9 protein-coding genes are annotated in these 16,344 nt (G+C 49.4%); all 9 read left to right on the top strand.

The window, feature by feature from the left end; genetic code table 11:
• The first annotated feature begins 66 nt into the window (after nucleotides 1–66).
• The 9 genes from ACTHMC_RS19060 (at nucleotide 67) to ACTHMC_RS19020 (ending at nucleotide 16,329) form a co-directional block, all read left to right on the top strand.
• Nucleotides 67–1,083, top strand: coding sequence for a GntR family transcriptional regulator (locus tag ACTHMC_RS19060; RefSeq protein WP_440415487.1), 1,017 nt, complete (start codon nucleotides 67–69; stop codon nucleotides 1,081–1,083).
• Between the two features lie 10 nt (nucleotides 1,084–1,093).
• Nucleotides 1,094–2,695: a solute:sodium symporter family transporter gene (locus ACTHMC_RS19055; RefSeq protein ID WP_440415485.1), complete on the top strand. Its 1,602-nt coding sequence runs from the start codon at nucleotides 1,094–1,096 to the stop codon at nucleotides 2,693–2,695.
• Between the two features lie 39 nt (nucleotides 2,696–2,734).
• Nucleotides 2,735–4,753, top strand: coding sequence for a hypothetical protein (locus ACTHMC_RS19050; RefSeq protein WP_440415484.1), 2,019 nt, complete (start codon nucleotides 2,735–2,737; stop codon nucleotides 4,751–4,753).
• A 202-nt stretch (nucleotides 4,754–4,955) separates the two neighbouring features.
• Nucleotides 4,956–8,192 carry a SusC/RagA family TonB-linked outer membrane protein gene (locus ACTHMC_RS19045; RefSeq protein ID WP_440415482.1) on the top strand — a complete coding sequence of 1,079 codons (3,237 nt, stop codon included), beginning with the start codon at nucleotides 4,956–4,958 and terminating at the stop codon, nucleotides 8,190–8,192.
• A 46-nt stretch (nucleotides 8,193–8,238) separates the two neighbouring features.
• Nucleotides 8,239–10,149 (top strand): RagB/SusD family nutrient uptake outer membrane protein, encoded by a 1,911-nt coding sequence (locus ACTHMC_RS19040; protein WP_440415480.1) that lies wholly within the window; start codon nucleotides 8,239–8,241, stop codon nucleotides 10,147–10,149.
• A gap of 29 nt (nucleotides 10,150–10,178) precedes the next feature.
• Complete coding sequence (locus ACTHMC_RS19035; protein ID WP_440415478.1) at nucleotides 10,179–11,438, top strand: DUF5000 domain-containing lipoprotein; 1,260 nt, start codon at nucleotides 10,179–10,181, stop codon at nucleotides 11,436–11,438.
• Nucleotides 11,439–11,455: 17 nt separating this feature from the next.
• Nucleotides 11,456–12,688: a DUF4998 domain-containing protein gene (locus ACTHMC_RS19030; protein WP_440415476.1), complete on the top strand. Its 1,233-nt coding sequence runs from the start codon at nucleotides 11,456–11,458 to the stop codon at nucleotides 12,686–12,688.
• 98 nt (nucleotides 12,689–12,786) lie between these two features.
• Nucleotides 12,787–15,105 (top strand): glycoside hydrolase family 95 protein, encoded by a 2,319-nt coding sequence (locus tag ACTHMC_RS19025; RefSeq protein ID WP_440415474.1) that lies wholly within the window; start codon nucleotides 12,787–12,789, stop codon nucleotides 15,103–15,105.
• Nucleotides 15,106–15,117: 12 nt separating this feature from the next.
• On the top strand, nucleotides 15,118–16,329 hold the full coding sequence (locus tag ACTHMC_RS19020) for a glycoside hydrolase family 27 protein (RefSeq protein ID WP_440415472.1): 1,212 nt from the start codon (nucleotides 15,118–15,120) through the stop codon (nucleotides 16,327–16,329).
• Nucleotides 16,330–16,344 lie beyond the last annotated feature (15 nt).

Genomic DNA, 16,344 nt, shown 5'->3' with positions numbered 1-16,344 from the left:
TTAAATACATTTACAGGGTAGAATAGAATAGGACAGTTTGCAAAACTGGGATTTTAATTGTTTGCTATGCAGAATATTTATGAGCAGGTACGGGAGTTAGAGAATATCCAGGGCCTGTCTAAACACGAACAACTGGTACGTGGTATCATCAATGCCATCAACGATAAACTGATACAGCGAGGGGATATGCTGCCCTCCGTCAACAGCCTCATCCGTGAACTGGGTTTCGCCCGTGAAACCATCGCCAAAGGCTACAAAGAACTGGTGAGCCGTGGCATTGTTGAATCCAAGAACCGCATCGGTTTTTATGTTGCCACGGAGAATACAGAGAGCAGTCTCCGCATTGCACTGATCATTTTTGCATTCGACAGTTTCCAGGAAGTGTTCTATAAAACCTTCCGGGACAGTCTGGGCGCAACTGCACATATCGATATCTTTTTCCATCACAATAATATCGATGTACTGGAAAGTATCGTGGCCAGCGTGCGTGGCAAATACGGCATGTATGTGGTAGCGCCCATTCCGCATAAACGTACGGCAGGCATTCTGAATACGCTGCCCCTGAACAAATTCATCATGATCGACAGGCACCAGCCCATGCCCGGGGATTTCTCATACGTGGTGCAGGAGTTCGAGAAATCATCTTATGCCGCTTTCTCCAAACTGGCCCCGGCCATCAGGAAATTCCAGGGGATGATCCATTACTACCGCCCGGCTTCCGACACGCCGGTGGAGATCATCAATGCCTATAAAAAGTTCGTGAAAGACTTCAAGATCAACAGCGTGATACGCACCGAATATATTGCCGGTTCCATCGAGAAAGGATATGTGTACTTCACCATCAACAACGCTGAGCTCTGGCAGATGCTGAAAGATGCCAAGGCAAAAGGTTTCAGGCTGGGTAAGGATGTTGGTATCCTCAGTCATAATGATGAAGTGGTGAAGGAGATCATCTTCGATGGCATCACAACATATTCAACAGACTTTGCGGTAATGGCGGAAAAAGCAGCTGAGTTTGTACTGACGCGTGAGAAAGTGCAGCTGGTGATTCCCACACTTCTCCTGAGAAGGGGATCCTTATGATTGCTTTATTATGAACCTGACCATACTATTCAGCTTCCTCTTTGTAACGGTTGCCGCTGCTTTGGTTTCCATCTATGTGACCAGGCGTAAAAAACAGCAGCAGACACCTGTTGGTTTTTACCTGGGCAATCGCAGCCTGGGCTTCTGGATGATCGGCAGCTCCATGTTCCTCACCAATATGAGCGCCAACCAGTTCATCGGGGAAAATGAATTTGTTTACACCACCAATATGTCTGTAATGGCATGGGGCATGAGCTCTGTGCTGGCCATGCTGGTTGTGTCCGAGTTCATGATGCCGATGTACCTGAAGATCGGTGCTGTGACCACTCCTGATTTTCTCGCCAAAAGATTTGATGCGCAAACGCAGCGCATCGTGAGCATCATCTTCCTGCTCGGATACTTTGTAAACCTCATTCCATCTGTATTGTACGGATCGGCAGTAGCTATCAACGGCATCTTTCATATCGACCAGTGGCTGGGCATCAGTTATTTTTCGGCCATACAATTACTGGTGCTGGTAGTGGGAGTGGTGGGTGCCCTGTACAATGTACTGGGTGGGCTGCGCGCCATAACCATCACGGATGTGGTGCAGGGTATCGGAATGCTGATCGGCGGAAGTATGATCGTGTATTTCGGTTTCAAATACCTGGGCAATGGTGATCTCTGGCAGGGTGTAAAAACACTGACGCTGGCACATAAAGATCACCTGAATTCAATCGGCGGTCCCAGGGATGTGCTGCCCTTCGGCACTATCTTCACCGGCATGCTGCTGGTGAATATCTATTACTGGGGCATGGAACAATATATTGTGCAGGAAGCCCTGGCCTCAAAGAACCTGGCCGAAAGCCAGAAAGGAATTTCACTGGCGGTGGTGGGTAAATTGTTTGCGCCACTGCTGCTGAATGTACCCGGGCTTATTGCCGTTCATCTCTATCCAGGTCTGGATAATACGGCCACGGCATTCCCGAGGTTGGTGAGCGATATCCTGCCCCCGGTATTCATCGGCCTGGTGGCGGCTGTGGTCTTTGGTGGGGCGTTGAGTACGTTCAATGCCGGCCTCAACAGTACGGGAACGCTTTTCACCATGAACCTTTTCAAGCCATTCATGGAAAGAAAAGGAGAGAAGGCTGATGAACGGAAGCTCCTGCGCAGCGGGAAGATGCTGCAGCTGAGTGTTACGGTGCTGGCCATCCTCTTCTCTCCCTATATCATGTATTTTGAAGGAGGGTTCTATAATTACCTGCAGAAGGTATCGAGCTTTTTCAGTGTGCCTGTGTTCACCATCATGGTGGTTGGACTCCTCACCAAAAAAGTTCCGGCCATTGCAGCGAAGGTGGGGATCCTCTTTTTTGTTGTGGTGTATACCGCCACGCAGTTTCTCTTCGATCTTAAAATGCATTACCTGCACGTGCTGGCCATCCTGTTCCTGGTTACCACAGGCATCATGCTGCTTATAGGCCGCATCAGGCCGCTGGCACAGCCTTTCCACCTGCCGAGGCAGGCAGCGGTGGATATTGCTCCCTGGAAGAACAGGTACCTGTATTATGTGATACTGCTTGCAATGATGGTGGGAATGTTCATCCTTTTTTCACCACTTGGTATTGCAGGCTGATACAATATTTTTCAACCAAACATCTGAACTAAACTCATTATGGCAAACAAGGGTCTGATAGCACTGGCAATTTGCTGTATTTCATTTCCCGCCGCACTGAAGGCGCAGCGGGAACTGACGATTCCGGTAGGCGCAAACAGCAGGATCGTTTATAAACTCGAAAAGGGTGTGTACGATATTATCAGGAATGGCAAACTGCTGGTGCAGGATGCTTCATTCCGTTATGGCGCAGACAAGGATGCAGACAGCCGTCAGTTGGGCAAAGCCACGTACACCATCGGTGATATGAAAACCAACCTGGGTAAAACAAAATTATATGCGTTCAGTTTTGCGAACGATCCTTCCCTGAAACAACTCATTTATGTATTTCCCGGGAAAGAAGAATTCATGACGCAGTTACTGGTGCGTAATTCAGGGGCTATGCGTTATATGTCTCCATTCACAACAGAAAATTTTCAGTGGAACAAAGCGGGAGATAACCGCGCGCTCTTCATTCCTTTCGATAATGATATGTGGGCAAGGTACAATGCCATGCCGTTGGCCAATGCCAGTTTCAATGGAAGTGAACTGGGGGCCATCTACAATGTGGAAGATAACCAGGGCGTGGTGATCGGGTCGCTGGAGCAGGACGACTGGAAGACAGGTTTCCTGCTGAAAGGAAGCGCTGATGGAAAATCGGCTAAGCTGGAAATCCGGTCAGGCTTCACCGATAGCACCATTACCCATGATGTGATCCCTCATGGTAAAGTGCTGCCGGTTAACGGATTGGTGGAATCGCCCAGGATCCTTGTCACCATTGGTGGGGACTGGCGCGATGGCCTGGAGAACTTCGCGAAGCAGAACAGGAAACTTCATGCGCGCTCCATTGCGGACTGGAAAAAGGCAACACCCATGGGCTGGAACAGCTGGGGGGTATTGAAAGAGAAAATAAAATTCGAGCAGGCCATGAAAGTGGTGGACTTCTTTGCTGACAGTCTCAAAGGGTTCAGGAATGCGGACCGTACCCTGTTCATCGATCTGGATGCGTTCTGGGACAATTTCACTACATATGGCATCGATGGAGATGTGAGCAAGCTGAAAGAGTTTGTGGCGCATTGTAACGCTAAAGGGCTCAAGCCCGGTATATACTGGACGCCCTTTGCCGACTGGGGTAAATCTGATCGTGGAGTAGAAGGCAGCACGGGATATTCTTACAAAGAAACCTGGACCACCCAGCATGGCCGCATGCTGGATATCGACGGAGGCCGCGCGATGGACCCCACGCATCCTGCCACGCAGAAACGTATTGTGCATACTATCAATAAAATGAAGGACCTCGGTTTTGAAATGATCAAGATCGATTTTCTGGGACATGGCTGTCAGGAGTCGGACAGATTCTATGATCCCAAAGTGACTACCGGTATGCAGGCATTCAAAATTGGGATGCATTTCCTTGACAGTGTGCTGGATAATAAGATGCTGGTGTATGCTGCCATTTCTCCCAACCTGGCAACGGCCCGTTACGTGCATATGCGCCGCATTGCCTGCGATGCCTGGAGCACGCTGGAACATACGGAGTATACCATGAACAGCAGTGGCTATGGCTGGTGGCAATCTTATCTCTATGATTTTGCGGATGCGGACCATGTGGTATTTGTGGAAGAGCAGGATGGCGTGAACAGGGCCAGGCTGGCTTCTGCACTGGTAACAGGTTCTGTGATCACAGGAGATGATTATTCAAGTACCGGGAAATGGACCGCCACTGCAAAGAAACTGCTGCAGAACAAAGAACTGCTGGCGCTCACCGCCAAAGGCAAGGGCTTCCGCCCGCTTATCGGCAATACCGGAAACAAAGGAGTGGAGCAACTGTATCGCAGGGATGGAAATGTATTGCATGTAGCCTTCTTCAATTATGGAAATACGGCGCGGCAGATCAGCATCCCTGAATACATTCTGCCCGCTAAAAAGGGTAAAGGTCTTACCGTGAAAGAACTTTTTTCCGGGGAAACACGTACTTTATCCGCAGAACGGAGCATAACTGTACCTGCTGCCGATGCAGTGATATTACAGATTAAATAGCGACTGGGCACACCCAACGAATGGCCCTGTTTGCGGTAGCAGGCAGGGCCATTTGCATGAAGCCGCACATTTTTTTGGTGGTTCGGAAATTTATGATAATTTAGTGGAATAGTATAGTATAGTACAGATGGACCCTATACCATTTATTATGATATACTAGCATGGAAAAGGCCATGCATATCAAAACTACAATTGCTTAAATATGAATATCAGATTCGCTTGCATAAGCATCCGGAAGCATTCGCCCTCCCGCTTACTGGCACCAGTGCTTCTTTTCTTCTCTTTCTTTTACATTTCAAATCACGCATCAGCACAGACGGGCCCTCTTTCAGGGTATGTGATGGACAGCACTACAAGGCTGCCCATCAATGGTGTTTCTGTGGTGATCAAGGGTACCAAACAGGGGACCAGTACAGATAAGTCCGGCGAGTTCCATCTGGATATCTCGGCCAACCAGGCGCTGCTGGAATTTTCCTTTGTGGGATACAAATCCAAAGAGGTGGTAGTACAGAAGGGGAGGCCCGCTACTGTTTATCTTGCCACCATCGTTGATACTTTCGGCGCTGTGGTGGTAACAGCTTATGGCCGTCGTGAAAGAAAAGAGGCTGTGGTTGGATCGGTGACCTCCATTCAGCCGGGGGAGCTGAAGATCCCTGCCAGTAACCTTACCAATGCCATGGCAGGTAAGATTGCCGGTGTGATCGGTTTTCAGCGCGGAGGCCAGCCAGGTCTGGATAATTCATCGTTCTTCATTCGTGGTGTAACCACACTGGGTTACAGCGCAAGCCCGCTGATCCTGGTAGATAATATTGAATTGTCGGCCAACGACCTCGCCAGGTTGCAGGTGGATGATATCGCCAGTTTTTCTATCCTGAAAGATGCGAGCGCTGCCGCACTCTACGGTGCACGTGGGGCTAACGGCGTTATCCTGGTAACAACCAAAGAAGGTAAGGCAGGCAAGGCGAGGGTAGAACTGCGCGCAGAATCTGCTATCTCTTCCAATACCAAAAGCCTGAAGCTGGCAGATCCTGTAACCTATATGAAGCTGTACAACGAAGCGCTGGTTACAAGACCTCCATTCCGGGCTCCTGAATTCTCACAGAATCAGATCATCGGTACACAGAAAACGCTGGATGGTGAAGGCGGCATTTATCCGTTACTTTACCCCGCTGTGGACTGGATGAAAGAACTCTTTAAAGACCAGACCCAGACTTACCGCGCCAACTTCAGTGTGAGCGGTGGTAACAAGGACGCAAAATATTATGTTGCCGGTTCTTATTCCAGGGACAATGGTATTCTCAGAATGAACTCCGTGAATAATTTCAACTCGGGCATGAAATTCGAGAACTACCAGCTAAGGGCAAACACCAGTCTCAAACTTTCTTCAACAACGGAAGTAGGTGTTCGCCTCTGGGGCAACTTCAACGAATACATGGGCCCTATCAGTAACCAGGGTGGCGGCTTTGCCACTGACCTGTACTCACAGGTGCTTCACTCCACACCGGTTGGATTCCCTGCTTTCTGGCAGCCTGACAGCGCCAACAGGAATACAAAACATATTCTCTTCGGCAACAGGCTTCGTAACGGTAACCTTCAGTCGAACCCTTACGCGTCACTGATGTTCGGGTACAAAACTTTCTCTGAATCAAGGATGTCTGCCCAGTTTGAACTGAGCCAGAACCTGAAGTTCATTACGCCCGGACTTACCTTCTTCGGTATGTTCAGCACCAATCGTTATGCTTACTTCGATGTGAGCCGTAACTATCAGCCATTCTATTACGATGCTACCAGCTTTGATGAGAAAACGGGTGAATACAAACTCACATGGCTCAACAACCAGCCTGGAGCGGCCCGTGAATACCTCAGTTACAATGAAGGTCCCAAATGGCTGAACACCTATATCTATATGCTCGGTCGCGTGGATTATAGCCGCACATTCGGAGATCATACTCTTGGTGGTTCTATCGTTGGATCACGTCAGCAGACATTGAATGGAAATGCAGGCAACCTGCAGGCATCATTGCCCAACCGTAACCTCGGTTTGTCAGGCAGGGCGAGTTATTCATTTGACAACCGCTACTTTGCTGAATTCAACTTCGGTTATAACGGTTCCGAGAAATTTGCACCGGATCACCGCTTCGGTTTCTTCCCTACTATCGGCGCAGGCTGGCTGATCAGCAATGAGAAATTCTGGAAGGGGGATATTGCCCGTGTGGTAAACAGGGTGAAACTGCGTGGTAGTTTTGGTCTGGTGGGTAATGATAATGTGGGTGATCCGAGAACACAGCGTTTCTTCTACCTGAGTAATGTGGCGCCCAATGGTGGCCCTCGCGCTTACTTCGGTACCAACAACGGTGTAAGCATGGCGGGTACCGCTATCTACGCCTATCCCAATCCTGATGTGACCTGGGAAACCGGTCGTAAGAGCAATCTCGCACTCGAAGTTTCATTCTTCGACAAACTGAATATCATTGCGGAAGTATATCACGAAGACAGGTATGATATCCTTATCCGTCGTGGTTACATTCCTGTTTCTGTTGGTATCGAAGGAACGGCAGATGGTAACCTCCGGGCTAACCTGGGAAGGGCTTCTTCAAAAGGTCTCGATCTGAGCGTGAACTACCGTCAGGATATCTCCAAAGATCTCTGGGTGTCTGTACTGGGTAACTTCACTGCCACTCAAAACAGGGTGGACCGCTGGGAAGAACCCGAGTATAAATATCCATGGAGATTCTATGCAGGACAAATGATCAATCAGCCATTCGGATATATTGCAGAGCGGCTGTTTGTTGATGATAAGGAAGCGCAGAACTCTCCTGTACAATTGTTTGGTAACGCCCGTCCTCAAGGCGGTGATATCAAGTACCGTGATATCAATGGAGATGGAGTGGTCAACCAGGACGATCAGGTGCCGATCGGTCTGCCATCCACGCCTCAGATCATCTATGGTTTCGGTTTCTCTGTAGGGTATAAGAGTTTTGATCTCAGCGCCTTCTTCCAGGGATCGGCCAGGTCTTCCTTCTTCATCAATCCTACGGCTACTACCAATTTCGACGATAATATCTTCGGTACCGCTCCATTTGCCAACAATGCGCAGATCCTGGATGCCTATGCAAAGGATCACTGGAGCGAAGAGAACCAGAACCTGTATGCACTCTGGCCACGGCTTGCCACATACGAAGTTGCCAATAATACACAGCCCAGCACCTGGTGGCTGCGCAACGGTTCCTTTGTGCGTCTGAAATCAGTGGAAGCAGGATATACTTTTCCCAAGAGATGGACGAATTCCATTTTCCTGAATAGTGTACGTATCTACTTCAGCGGATTGAACCTGCTTACTTTCAGCAGTTTCAAATTATGGGATCCTGAACTGGCGGGTAATGGTTTTGCTTACCCAGTGCAGAAAGTATATAATGTAGGCCTTAAACTGGACCTGTAACCCTGATCAGTAAACGAAATTACCCGAACGATTCAAATACGCGGATATGAAAATCTTCATCAAAATATTACTGGCTGGCTGTTCCTTCGGAGTTTTCCAGGGTTGCGGCAAATACCTGGATGTGGTTCCGGACAATGTGGCCACCCTCAATAGTTCTTTCACCAATGCCAATGAAACGCAGGCATACCTCTTCGGTTGTTATGCCAACCTTCAGGCTTTGGCCGATGTGCGCAGGAACTCAGGCTTCACCGCCTCCGGTGAGATCCTGTTCCCGATCAATATGCAGGACCAGACCACGCTTGGCGGTGGTGGCGGCGATGCAGGCTTTGACCTCATGCGCGGTCTGCAGAACAGTCTCAATCCTATCCACAATTACTGGCAGGGATATAATATGGGACTCAAACTCTTCGAAAGCATCCGCATGTGCAATACCTTTCTTGAAAATGTGCATGTTCCACTGGATGTACAACCTTTCGACAGAGCCCGCTGGACGGCTGAGGCAAAATTCCTCAAAGCTTATTATCATTACTGGCTGATCAGGATGTATGGCCCTATTCCCATTGCAGACAGGGCTATTCCCGTGAACGCAACGCCGGATGAAGTACGTCAGAAGCAACAATCACTCGATTCCTGTTTCAACTATGTAGTAAAGATGCTCAATGAAGCGATCGTTGATCTGCCACCTGCCATTCAGAATGCGGCAACAGAAGCAGGCAGGATCACCAGCGCTATTGCAAAGGCAGTGAAGGCTGAAGTGCTTGCAACGCAGGCCAGCCCGCTGTTCAATGGTAACCCTGATTATGCAGGTTTCAAAGGTAAGGATGGCGAAAGTCTTTTTCCTCAATCATATGATGCCACTAAATGGGAGCGTGCGGCACAGGCTTGTAAAGAAGCTATCGAAGCTGCTGAACTGGCAGGCGCCAAACTGTATGAACTGCGCCTGCAGGGTAATATCGTGAGGGCCGGTAATGAAACCAGGCAGCTGCTTACGTTGCAGGGTGCTTTTGTAGATGGATGGAATGCTGAGCAGGTATGGACACTCAACCCGCATTTCGGATGGCAATACATGGCCATGCCCCGCGTAACTTCGGATGCAGCCAACAATGTATTTGCCGTGTACTCCAATTTCTCGGTGCCCATTGCAGAGAGTGAAATCTTCTACTCCAAAAACGGAGTGCCTATCAATGAAGACCTCGACTTCGATTATTCCAACCGCTACCAGTTAGGCACAGGTGATGCAGCCCACCGCTATTATATCAGGCAGGGGTATACCACAGCAAAAGGTAATTTCAACCGTGAGCCACGTTACTACTCCAGTGTTGCATTTGATGGTGCTACCTGGTTTGGTTCCGGAAAAACCGACGATAATGATCTCAACTATGTCAATGCAGTGAACGGATTTGCTTCTCCACCTGACCGTACCCGTTATAATGCTACCGGCTACTGGGCCAAGAAACTGGTTCATTATATGTCTATCCCCGGTCAGAATACCGTATGGCAGACCTATCCCTGGACATTCATCCGCCTGAGCGGTCTCTGGCTTCTGTATGCCGAGTGCCTGAATGAAGCAGGGAATAACTCGGAAGCTATCCTGTATCTAGACAAAGTGAGGGCAAGGGCCGGTCTGCAGGGAGTTGTCACTTCCTGGGCACAGCACTCACGCCTTTCTTCAAAACCAGCTTCCAAAGAAGGTTTGCGCAGTATCATCCACCAGGAGAGAAGGATAGAACTGGCCTTCGAAGGACAGGCAGGATGGGATCTCCGCCGCTGGAAAGAATTGCAGGAGGTACTCAGCAGGCCTTTCCAGGGTTGGGCTGTATTCAACCGCACCGTTGGTGGTTATTACCAGCTCAGTAATGTATACCAGCCTTCATTTGGGTTGCGCGATTATCTGTTCCCTATCCAGGAATATGATCTCCTCACCAATCCTAACCTCGTTCAAACTCCTTATTGGTAAACCCTTCCCGAATTGCTTAAAATATGAGTATGAAACTTCCATATAAAAAATACTTAGCGCTTTTACTGCCGGCTGTTGTGGCAGTAGTGCTGTACTCCTGTTCCAAAGTTGAGGACTACAATGACATCGTATCCGGTGATACCACCAAGCCCGATGTGGTGAAGAATATTCAGGTAACCTCCGGCCCCGGTTCTGCCGTGATCACCTATGATCTTCCTCAATCGGATAATATCCTGTATGTACAGGCTACTTACAAAATCAACGACAGGATCACCCGGCAATCCAAGAGCTCTTATTATTCCGATACCATCCATGTGAATGGTTTTGCGAAATCACAGGAATACACTGTTACGCTCCACACCGTGAGCAGGGCAAACGTTATGTCTGATCCTGTTGATGTGAAGGTTACACCGCAAACTCCTCCTTATCTGGAGGCCCGCCCTACCATCTTTACCAAGGCTGATTTCGGTGGTATCAATATCGCCCTGCAGAACCCTTCGGCTTCAGATATCGGTGTGATTGCCATTGCAAAGAACAGTGTTACTAAACAGTTCGAGATCGTAAACCAGAACTATACCAGCATGGAGCAGATTTCGTATAGCCTAAGGGGATATGATACGGTGGATACGGAATTCGGCTTTTACATTACTGACCGCTGGCAGAATATTTCCGATACATTCTTCACTACAGTGAAACCCATCTATGAAACGCTGATGGACAAATCCAGGTTCAGCAGGTATATCCTGGGCACGGATGTGCCAACGGGTTTCGGATGGGAGATCGAAAATATCTGGAATGGAAATACAGGATCTCCCGGTTATCATACCACGCAGCCGATTTCGCCGCTTGTATGGCCTGCAGTGATCACTTTTGATATGGGCCGTGCCGCCAAACTCAGCCGCTACACCATCTGGAACCGTGGCATCGACGGCAGTGGAAACTGGCTCTGGCAAGCGGGTGCACCGCAAAGCTGGACAATCTGGGGCAGGGAATCCAATCCAGTTGATGAAACATTGCCGCATGGCCCGGGCTCTCCGGGAGTAGGTCAAACGTCTTCCAACGGATGGATCAACCTCGGTACCTGGACGCTCCCTGCAAAGCCATCGGGATTGCCTAACCCGCAATATACCAACACAGATCTCGATTTCTGGAATGCGGGCTTCAGCTTCAATTTCGATCTTGAACTGCCGAAGGTGAGGTATATCCGTTTCCAGTGCCTGGAGAATGCGTCACTCACCAACAACTTCTTTAATATTGCCGAACTCTCATTCTGGGGTGATCCCAGGTAAACCATAAATGCTGCTATATGCCAAGAAAATATTCATACATTCTCTGGATCTCAGGCCTGGTTTGCCTGGGCCTGTGGGCCTGCTCACAGAAGATCGATGGTTATAAAGATTTCCTGGACGGAAAAGAGATCAAGTACCCGGGCATCATCACCAAAGTCTTTGTAAGGTCAGGTGATCACCGCCTCGGTATCGGCTGGTCTCCCAGTCCCGATCCATCTATCATCAAATACAGGATCTTCTGGAACAATTACCGCGATTCCCTGGAAGTGCCCGCTACCACGCACAGCCCGGCAGATACCATATTCACCGTGATCAATAACCTCGATGAATATACCTATACCTTCTTCGTTTATTCCGAAGATGCAAAAGGCCGCCGCTCCATTCCCGTGGAAATATCCAATGCCCGGGTTTTTGGAAACGCATACAGGAACAGCCTGATGAACAGGGCGATCGACCGCACATTCCCTTTTGAAATGCTGAATGATGATGGATCAGAGATCACACTGTACTTCCTGACGCCAGACTCTACCAACGCGGTTACTAATATCCGTTATATAAATACGGCAAATGAAACCAAACAGGTAAGCTTACCGAAATCCCAGAACACTCTCACACTTACCGACTATAAATACGGTACCAAAATAGCGTATGAGAGCGAATACACACCCGTGAATGCGCTTGATACTTTCACCGTGAACCTGGTTGATACATTCCCTAAAATTGAATTTGTAATTGCCAGGCTCGACAAGAGTCTTTTCAAAGCATTGAGCCTGCCCAATGACGTGGGCCCTTATGAGCCTCCTACCAACCTGACTAAATTATGGGATGGAACCACAACACCACAGGGGTGGAATAATCTCTGGCATTCAGCGGGCGACAAACCATTGCCACACCATTTCACCTTTGATATGGGCCGTTCTTACCGCCGTCTGCAGAATGTAGAGGTAACGGGCCGCGACTGCTGCCACAATCCTACAGAATACGAGATCTGGGGTATCGATAATCTTACCGAAGCTGCTTACACCACCTTACCCGGGAATGATCCGGGCTGGAAGGACCAGGCCATTGCGAAAGGCTGGAAACTGTTGCAGGAAGTCACCCGCAGTGATAACGGAACAGGCCCTTATATTGTGAACTTCCCCCCCAATATGCCTACAGTACGTTATATCAGGTTCCGGATCAAAAAAGTGGCCAGCAATGAAAGTGCGTACAGCAACCTGAGCGAACTTACATTCGAGCAAAAGAGGTAGTATCGTGAAAATTTCCATTAATTAAACAATAAAATCCATTTACCCGGATCTGTATACAGGTGAACTTTGTTTTTCCCTGTTGCTTCAAAAAATGCACTATGAAACGAACGATTGGCTTTGTTGCGCTTTTCTTTTCCATTACTGCCGTTGCACAGAACCGTCCGCTTCAGTTATGGTTTGATAAACCGGCTGCCCAATGGGAAGAAACCCTTCCTCTCGGCAATGGCCGCCTGGGCATGACACCCGATGGTGGTGTTCAGAAAGAGAAAGTGGTGTTGAACGATATCACCATGTGGAGCGGCAGTCCGCAGGATGCCAATAATTACGAAGCATATAAACAACTGCCCCAGATCAGGAGCCTGCTGTCTGCAGGAAAAAATGACGAAGCACAGAAACTGATCGATAAAAGTTTCATATGCCTGGGACCCGGCTCCGGCGGTCCTCAGTGGGGGTGCTTCCAGATGCTGGCTGACCTCAATATCAATTATGATTACGGAGCAGAAGGGGTACAAAGTGAATACCGCCGCTGGCTGAGTATCGACAGCGCCATTGCCACCACAACATTCACCCTGAACGGCGTGCGATACACACGCGAATATTTCACCAGTTTCGGGGATGATGTGGATCTGATCCGCATCAAAGCCAGCGAAAAAGGTAAGATCAGTTTTGCAGTTGGCATCAGCCGTCCTGAAAGAGGGGAGAGTAGTGTTGCCGGTCATGCATTGCAGTTAACAGGCCAGCTGAATAACGGAACCGATGGCAAAGGCATGCAGTATCTTACTGAAGTTAGAGTACTGAACACCGGTGGTAAGCAAACGGTGCGTGGTAAAGAACTGCTGATCGAAGGTGCCGATGAAGCCCTGATCCTGGTATCTACCGCTACGGATTTCCGCAATACCAATTACAGATCACTGGTAACAAAAAATATGAATGCGGCGCTGAAGAAAAGCTATGCCATTCAGAAGCAAACGCATGTAAACAATTTCAGGAAACTGTTCGGCCGTGTTGCCGTAGACCTCGGCACAGGACCGGCAGAAAGCCTGACCACCGATAAACGCCTGGCTGCTTACTACAAGCAACCGGAAGCAGACAAGAGCCTGCCCGTACTTTTCCTGCAGTTTGGCCGCTACCTCAGCATCAGCAGCACCCGTGTGGGATTGCTGCCGCCGAACCTTCAGGGGCTCTGGGCCAACCAGGTGAACACTCCGTGGAATGGAGATTATCACCTGGATGTGAACGTGCAGATGAACCACTGGCCAGTTGAAATGAGCAACCTCTCCGAGCTCAACCTGCCACTCACCGAACTGGTGCGTGGACTGGTGAAACCCGGTGAGCGCACGGCCAAAGCCTACTACAATGCAGAAGGCTGGGTAGCTCACGTGATCACCAATGTATGGGGCTTTACCGAGCCTGGTGAGAGCGCCAGCTGGGGCGTTACCAAGAGCGGCAGCGGCTGGCTCTGTAACAATCTCTGGGAGCATTATGTGTATTCCGATGATGTGAACTATCTGAAAAGCATCTATCCCATCCTGAAAGGATCAGCGCTTTTCTACAAGAGCATCCTGGTAAAGGATGAGAAAACCGGATGGCTGGTAACATCTCCTTCATCTTCTCCCGAAAATTCTTTTTATCTTCCCAATGGCAATCACGCCAGCATCTGCGTTGGTGCTACCATCGATAACCAGATCATCCGGGAGCTCTTCAACAACGTGATTGAAGCAGCAGTGAAACTGAAAACCGATAAGAAACTGGTAGATACCCTTCGTGCCCAGCTGAAACAACTGCCTCCTGCAGGCATTATCTCTCCCAGCGGCCGCATTCAGGAATGGCTGGAAGATTACAAAGAGACAGATAAGGAACACCGTCATATCTCCCATTTGTACGGACTGTATCCTGCCAACCTGATCACGGCCAATGGAACGCCTGATCTGGCTGAAGCGGCAAAGAAAACACTGGAAGTAAGGGGCGATGATGGTCCAAGCTGGGCGATCGCTTACAAGCAACTCTTCTGGGCCAGGCTGCTGGATGGCAACCGGGCGTTCAAGCTCCTGCGTGAATTGCTGAAACCTACGCTCCGTACGGATATCAACTATGGAGCTGGTGGTGGTGTGTATCCGAACCTGTTCTCTGCCGGACCTCCCTTCCAGATCGATGGCAACTTCGGCGCCGCCGCAGCCATCATGGAAATGGTGCTCCAGAGCCATGCAGGTCATATCGAACTGCTGCCCGCCATCCCCGATCTGTGGAAAGCGGAAGGCAAGGTAAAAGGACTGAAAGCAAGAGGCAATGTAACTGTGAGCTTTGAATGGAAGGATGGAAAAGTAACTAAATACGTCATTACATCTCCCGTGAAAAAACAGGTGAAGCTGAAAGTGAATGGTGAGATGAAAACCGTGTGGACCACTGCCGGCAAATAAGCTTGAACATTGATGAAGCAATTCATAATATTGACAGGGTTGGTTTTAATGTCTGCTATTATGCAGTCGCAGGTGAAGCTCCGTAAGGAGCTCTCGCCGTTACCACCCATGGGTTGGATGACCTGGAACCTTTACGGAGAACGCATCGATGAAACGCTGATCCGGAAAGTGGCGGATGCCATGGAGTCTACCGGCATGCTGGCTGCTGGTTACCGGTATCTCATCATCGATGATGGCTGGCAGGGTGGCCGCGATAAGAAAAACAATATCATTGCCGATCCTGTGAAGTTCCCGTCAGGAATCAAAGCCCTGGCTGATTATGTACATGCAAAAGGGCTGAAGCTCGGCCTCTATTCCGATGCAGCGCCGCTCACCTGTGCAGGATACACGGCCAGTCTCAACTTTGAAGAGCAGGATGCAAAAACATTTGCCAGCTGGGGCATCGACTATCTCAAATACGATTACTGCAACGCTCCCGAAGATTCCAATACAGCCAAACAACGCTATACCACCATGGCCAATGCCCTTACCAGGTCGGGCCGCGATATAATTTTCGGAATCTGCGAATGGGGCGGAAGGAAGCCATGGTTCTGGGCGTCCAATGCCGGTGGCAGCTTGTGGCGTACTACGGGGGATATCCGCGATAAATGGAAAGCAAAACCCGGTACGGATGGTGAAGGGATCATGGACATTGTTGCCGTGAACGGATCGCTGGATGCTTATGCAGGCCGCGGCCGCTGGAATGATCCGGATATGCTGGTGATCGGACTGTATGGAGCGAAAGGCCCATCGGCTGATCTCGGTGGTATTGGTTGCAACGATACAGAGTACCAGAGCCAGATGAGTTTGTGGAGTATGATGGCCGCCCCGCTGATAGCCACCAATGATATCACCGCCATGAATGAGACCACCAGGAGGATACTGCTGAACCCTGAAGTGATTGCCATCAACCAGGATGCAGCAGCCATTCAGGCCAAACGTATCCGTAGTGATGCCCAATGGGAAATATTCCTGAAACCATTGGATGGTGGAGATTATGCCCTGGCGGTACTCAATGTGGCAGACACAGAACAGGCTTATAAATTTTCAACGGAAGACATCGGCCTCTCAACGGGCTTCGTAATCCGCGATTGCTGGGAACATCGCATCACCGGAAAGAAACATGCATGGAGCGGCAAGATCGCTGCCCATGAGACAAAGCTTTTCCGCCTGATCAAAAAATAATAACCGATCCATAAT

Origin of the sequence: Pseudobacter sp., assembly GCF_051955275.1 — a bacterium.
In the GTDB taxonomy this organism is placed as follows: Bacteria; Bacteroidota; Bacteroidia; order Chitinophagales; family Chitinophagaceae; genus Pseudobacter.
This window is presented reverse-complemented; position numbering and strand designations above follow the sequence as displayed.

What these genes read in the sequence shown, in the direction of transcription:
- ACTHMC_RS19045 (WP_440415482.1), top strand. Translation starts at nt 4,956, where the DNA reads ATGAATATCAGATTCGCTTGCATAAGCATCCGGAAGCATTCGCCCTCC.
- ACTHMC_RS19030 (WP_440415476.1), top strand. Translation starts at nt 11,456, where the DNA reads ATGCCAAGAAAATATTCATACATTCTCTGGATCTCAGGCCTGGTTTGC.
- ACTHMC_RS19055 (WP_440415485.1), top strand. Translation starts at nt 1,094, where the DNA reads ATGAACCTGACCATACTATTCAGCTTCCTCTTTGTAACGGTTGCCGCT.
- ACTHMC_RS19020 (WP_440415472.1), top strand. Translation starts at nt 15,118, where the DNA reads ATGAAGCAATTCATAATATTGACAGGGTTGGTTTTAATGTCTGCTATT.
- ACTHMC_RS19040 (WP_440415480.1), top strand. Translation starts at nt 8,239, where the DNA reads ATGAAAATCTTCATCAAAATATTACTGGCTGGCTGTTCCTTCGGAGTT.
- ACTHMC_RS19035 (WP_440415478.1), top strand. Translation starts at nt 10,179, where the DNA reads ATGAAACTTCCATATAAAAAATACTTAGCGCTTTTACTGCCGGCTGTT.
- ACTHMC_RS19050 (WP_440415484.1), top strand. Translation starts at nt 2,735, where the DNA reads ATGGCAAACAAGGGTCTGATAGCACTGGCAATTTGCTGTATTTCATTT.
- ACTHMC_RS19025 (WP_440415474.1), top strand. Translation starts at nt 12,787, where the DNA reads ATGAAACGAACGATTGGCTTTGTTGCGCTTTTCTTTTCCATTACTGCC.
- ACTHMC_RS19060 (WP_440415487.1), top strand. Translation starts at nt 67, where the DNA reads ATGCAGAATATTTATGAGCAGGTACGGGAGTTAGAGAATATCCAGGGC.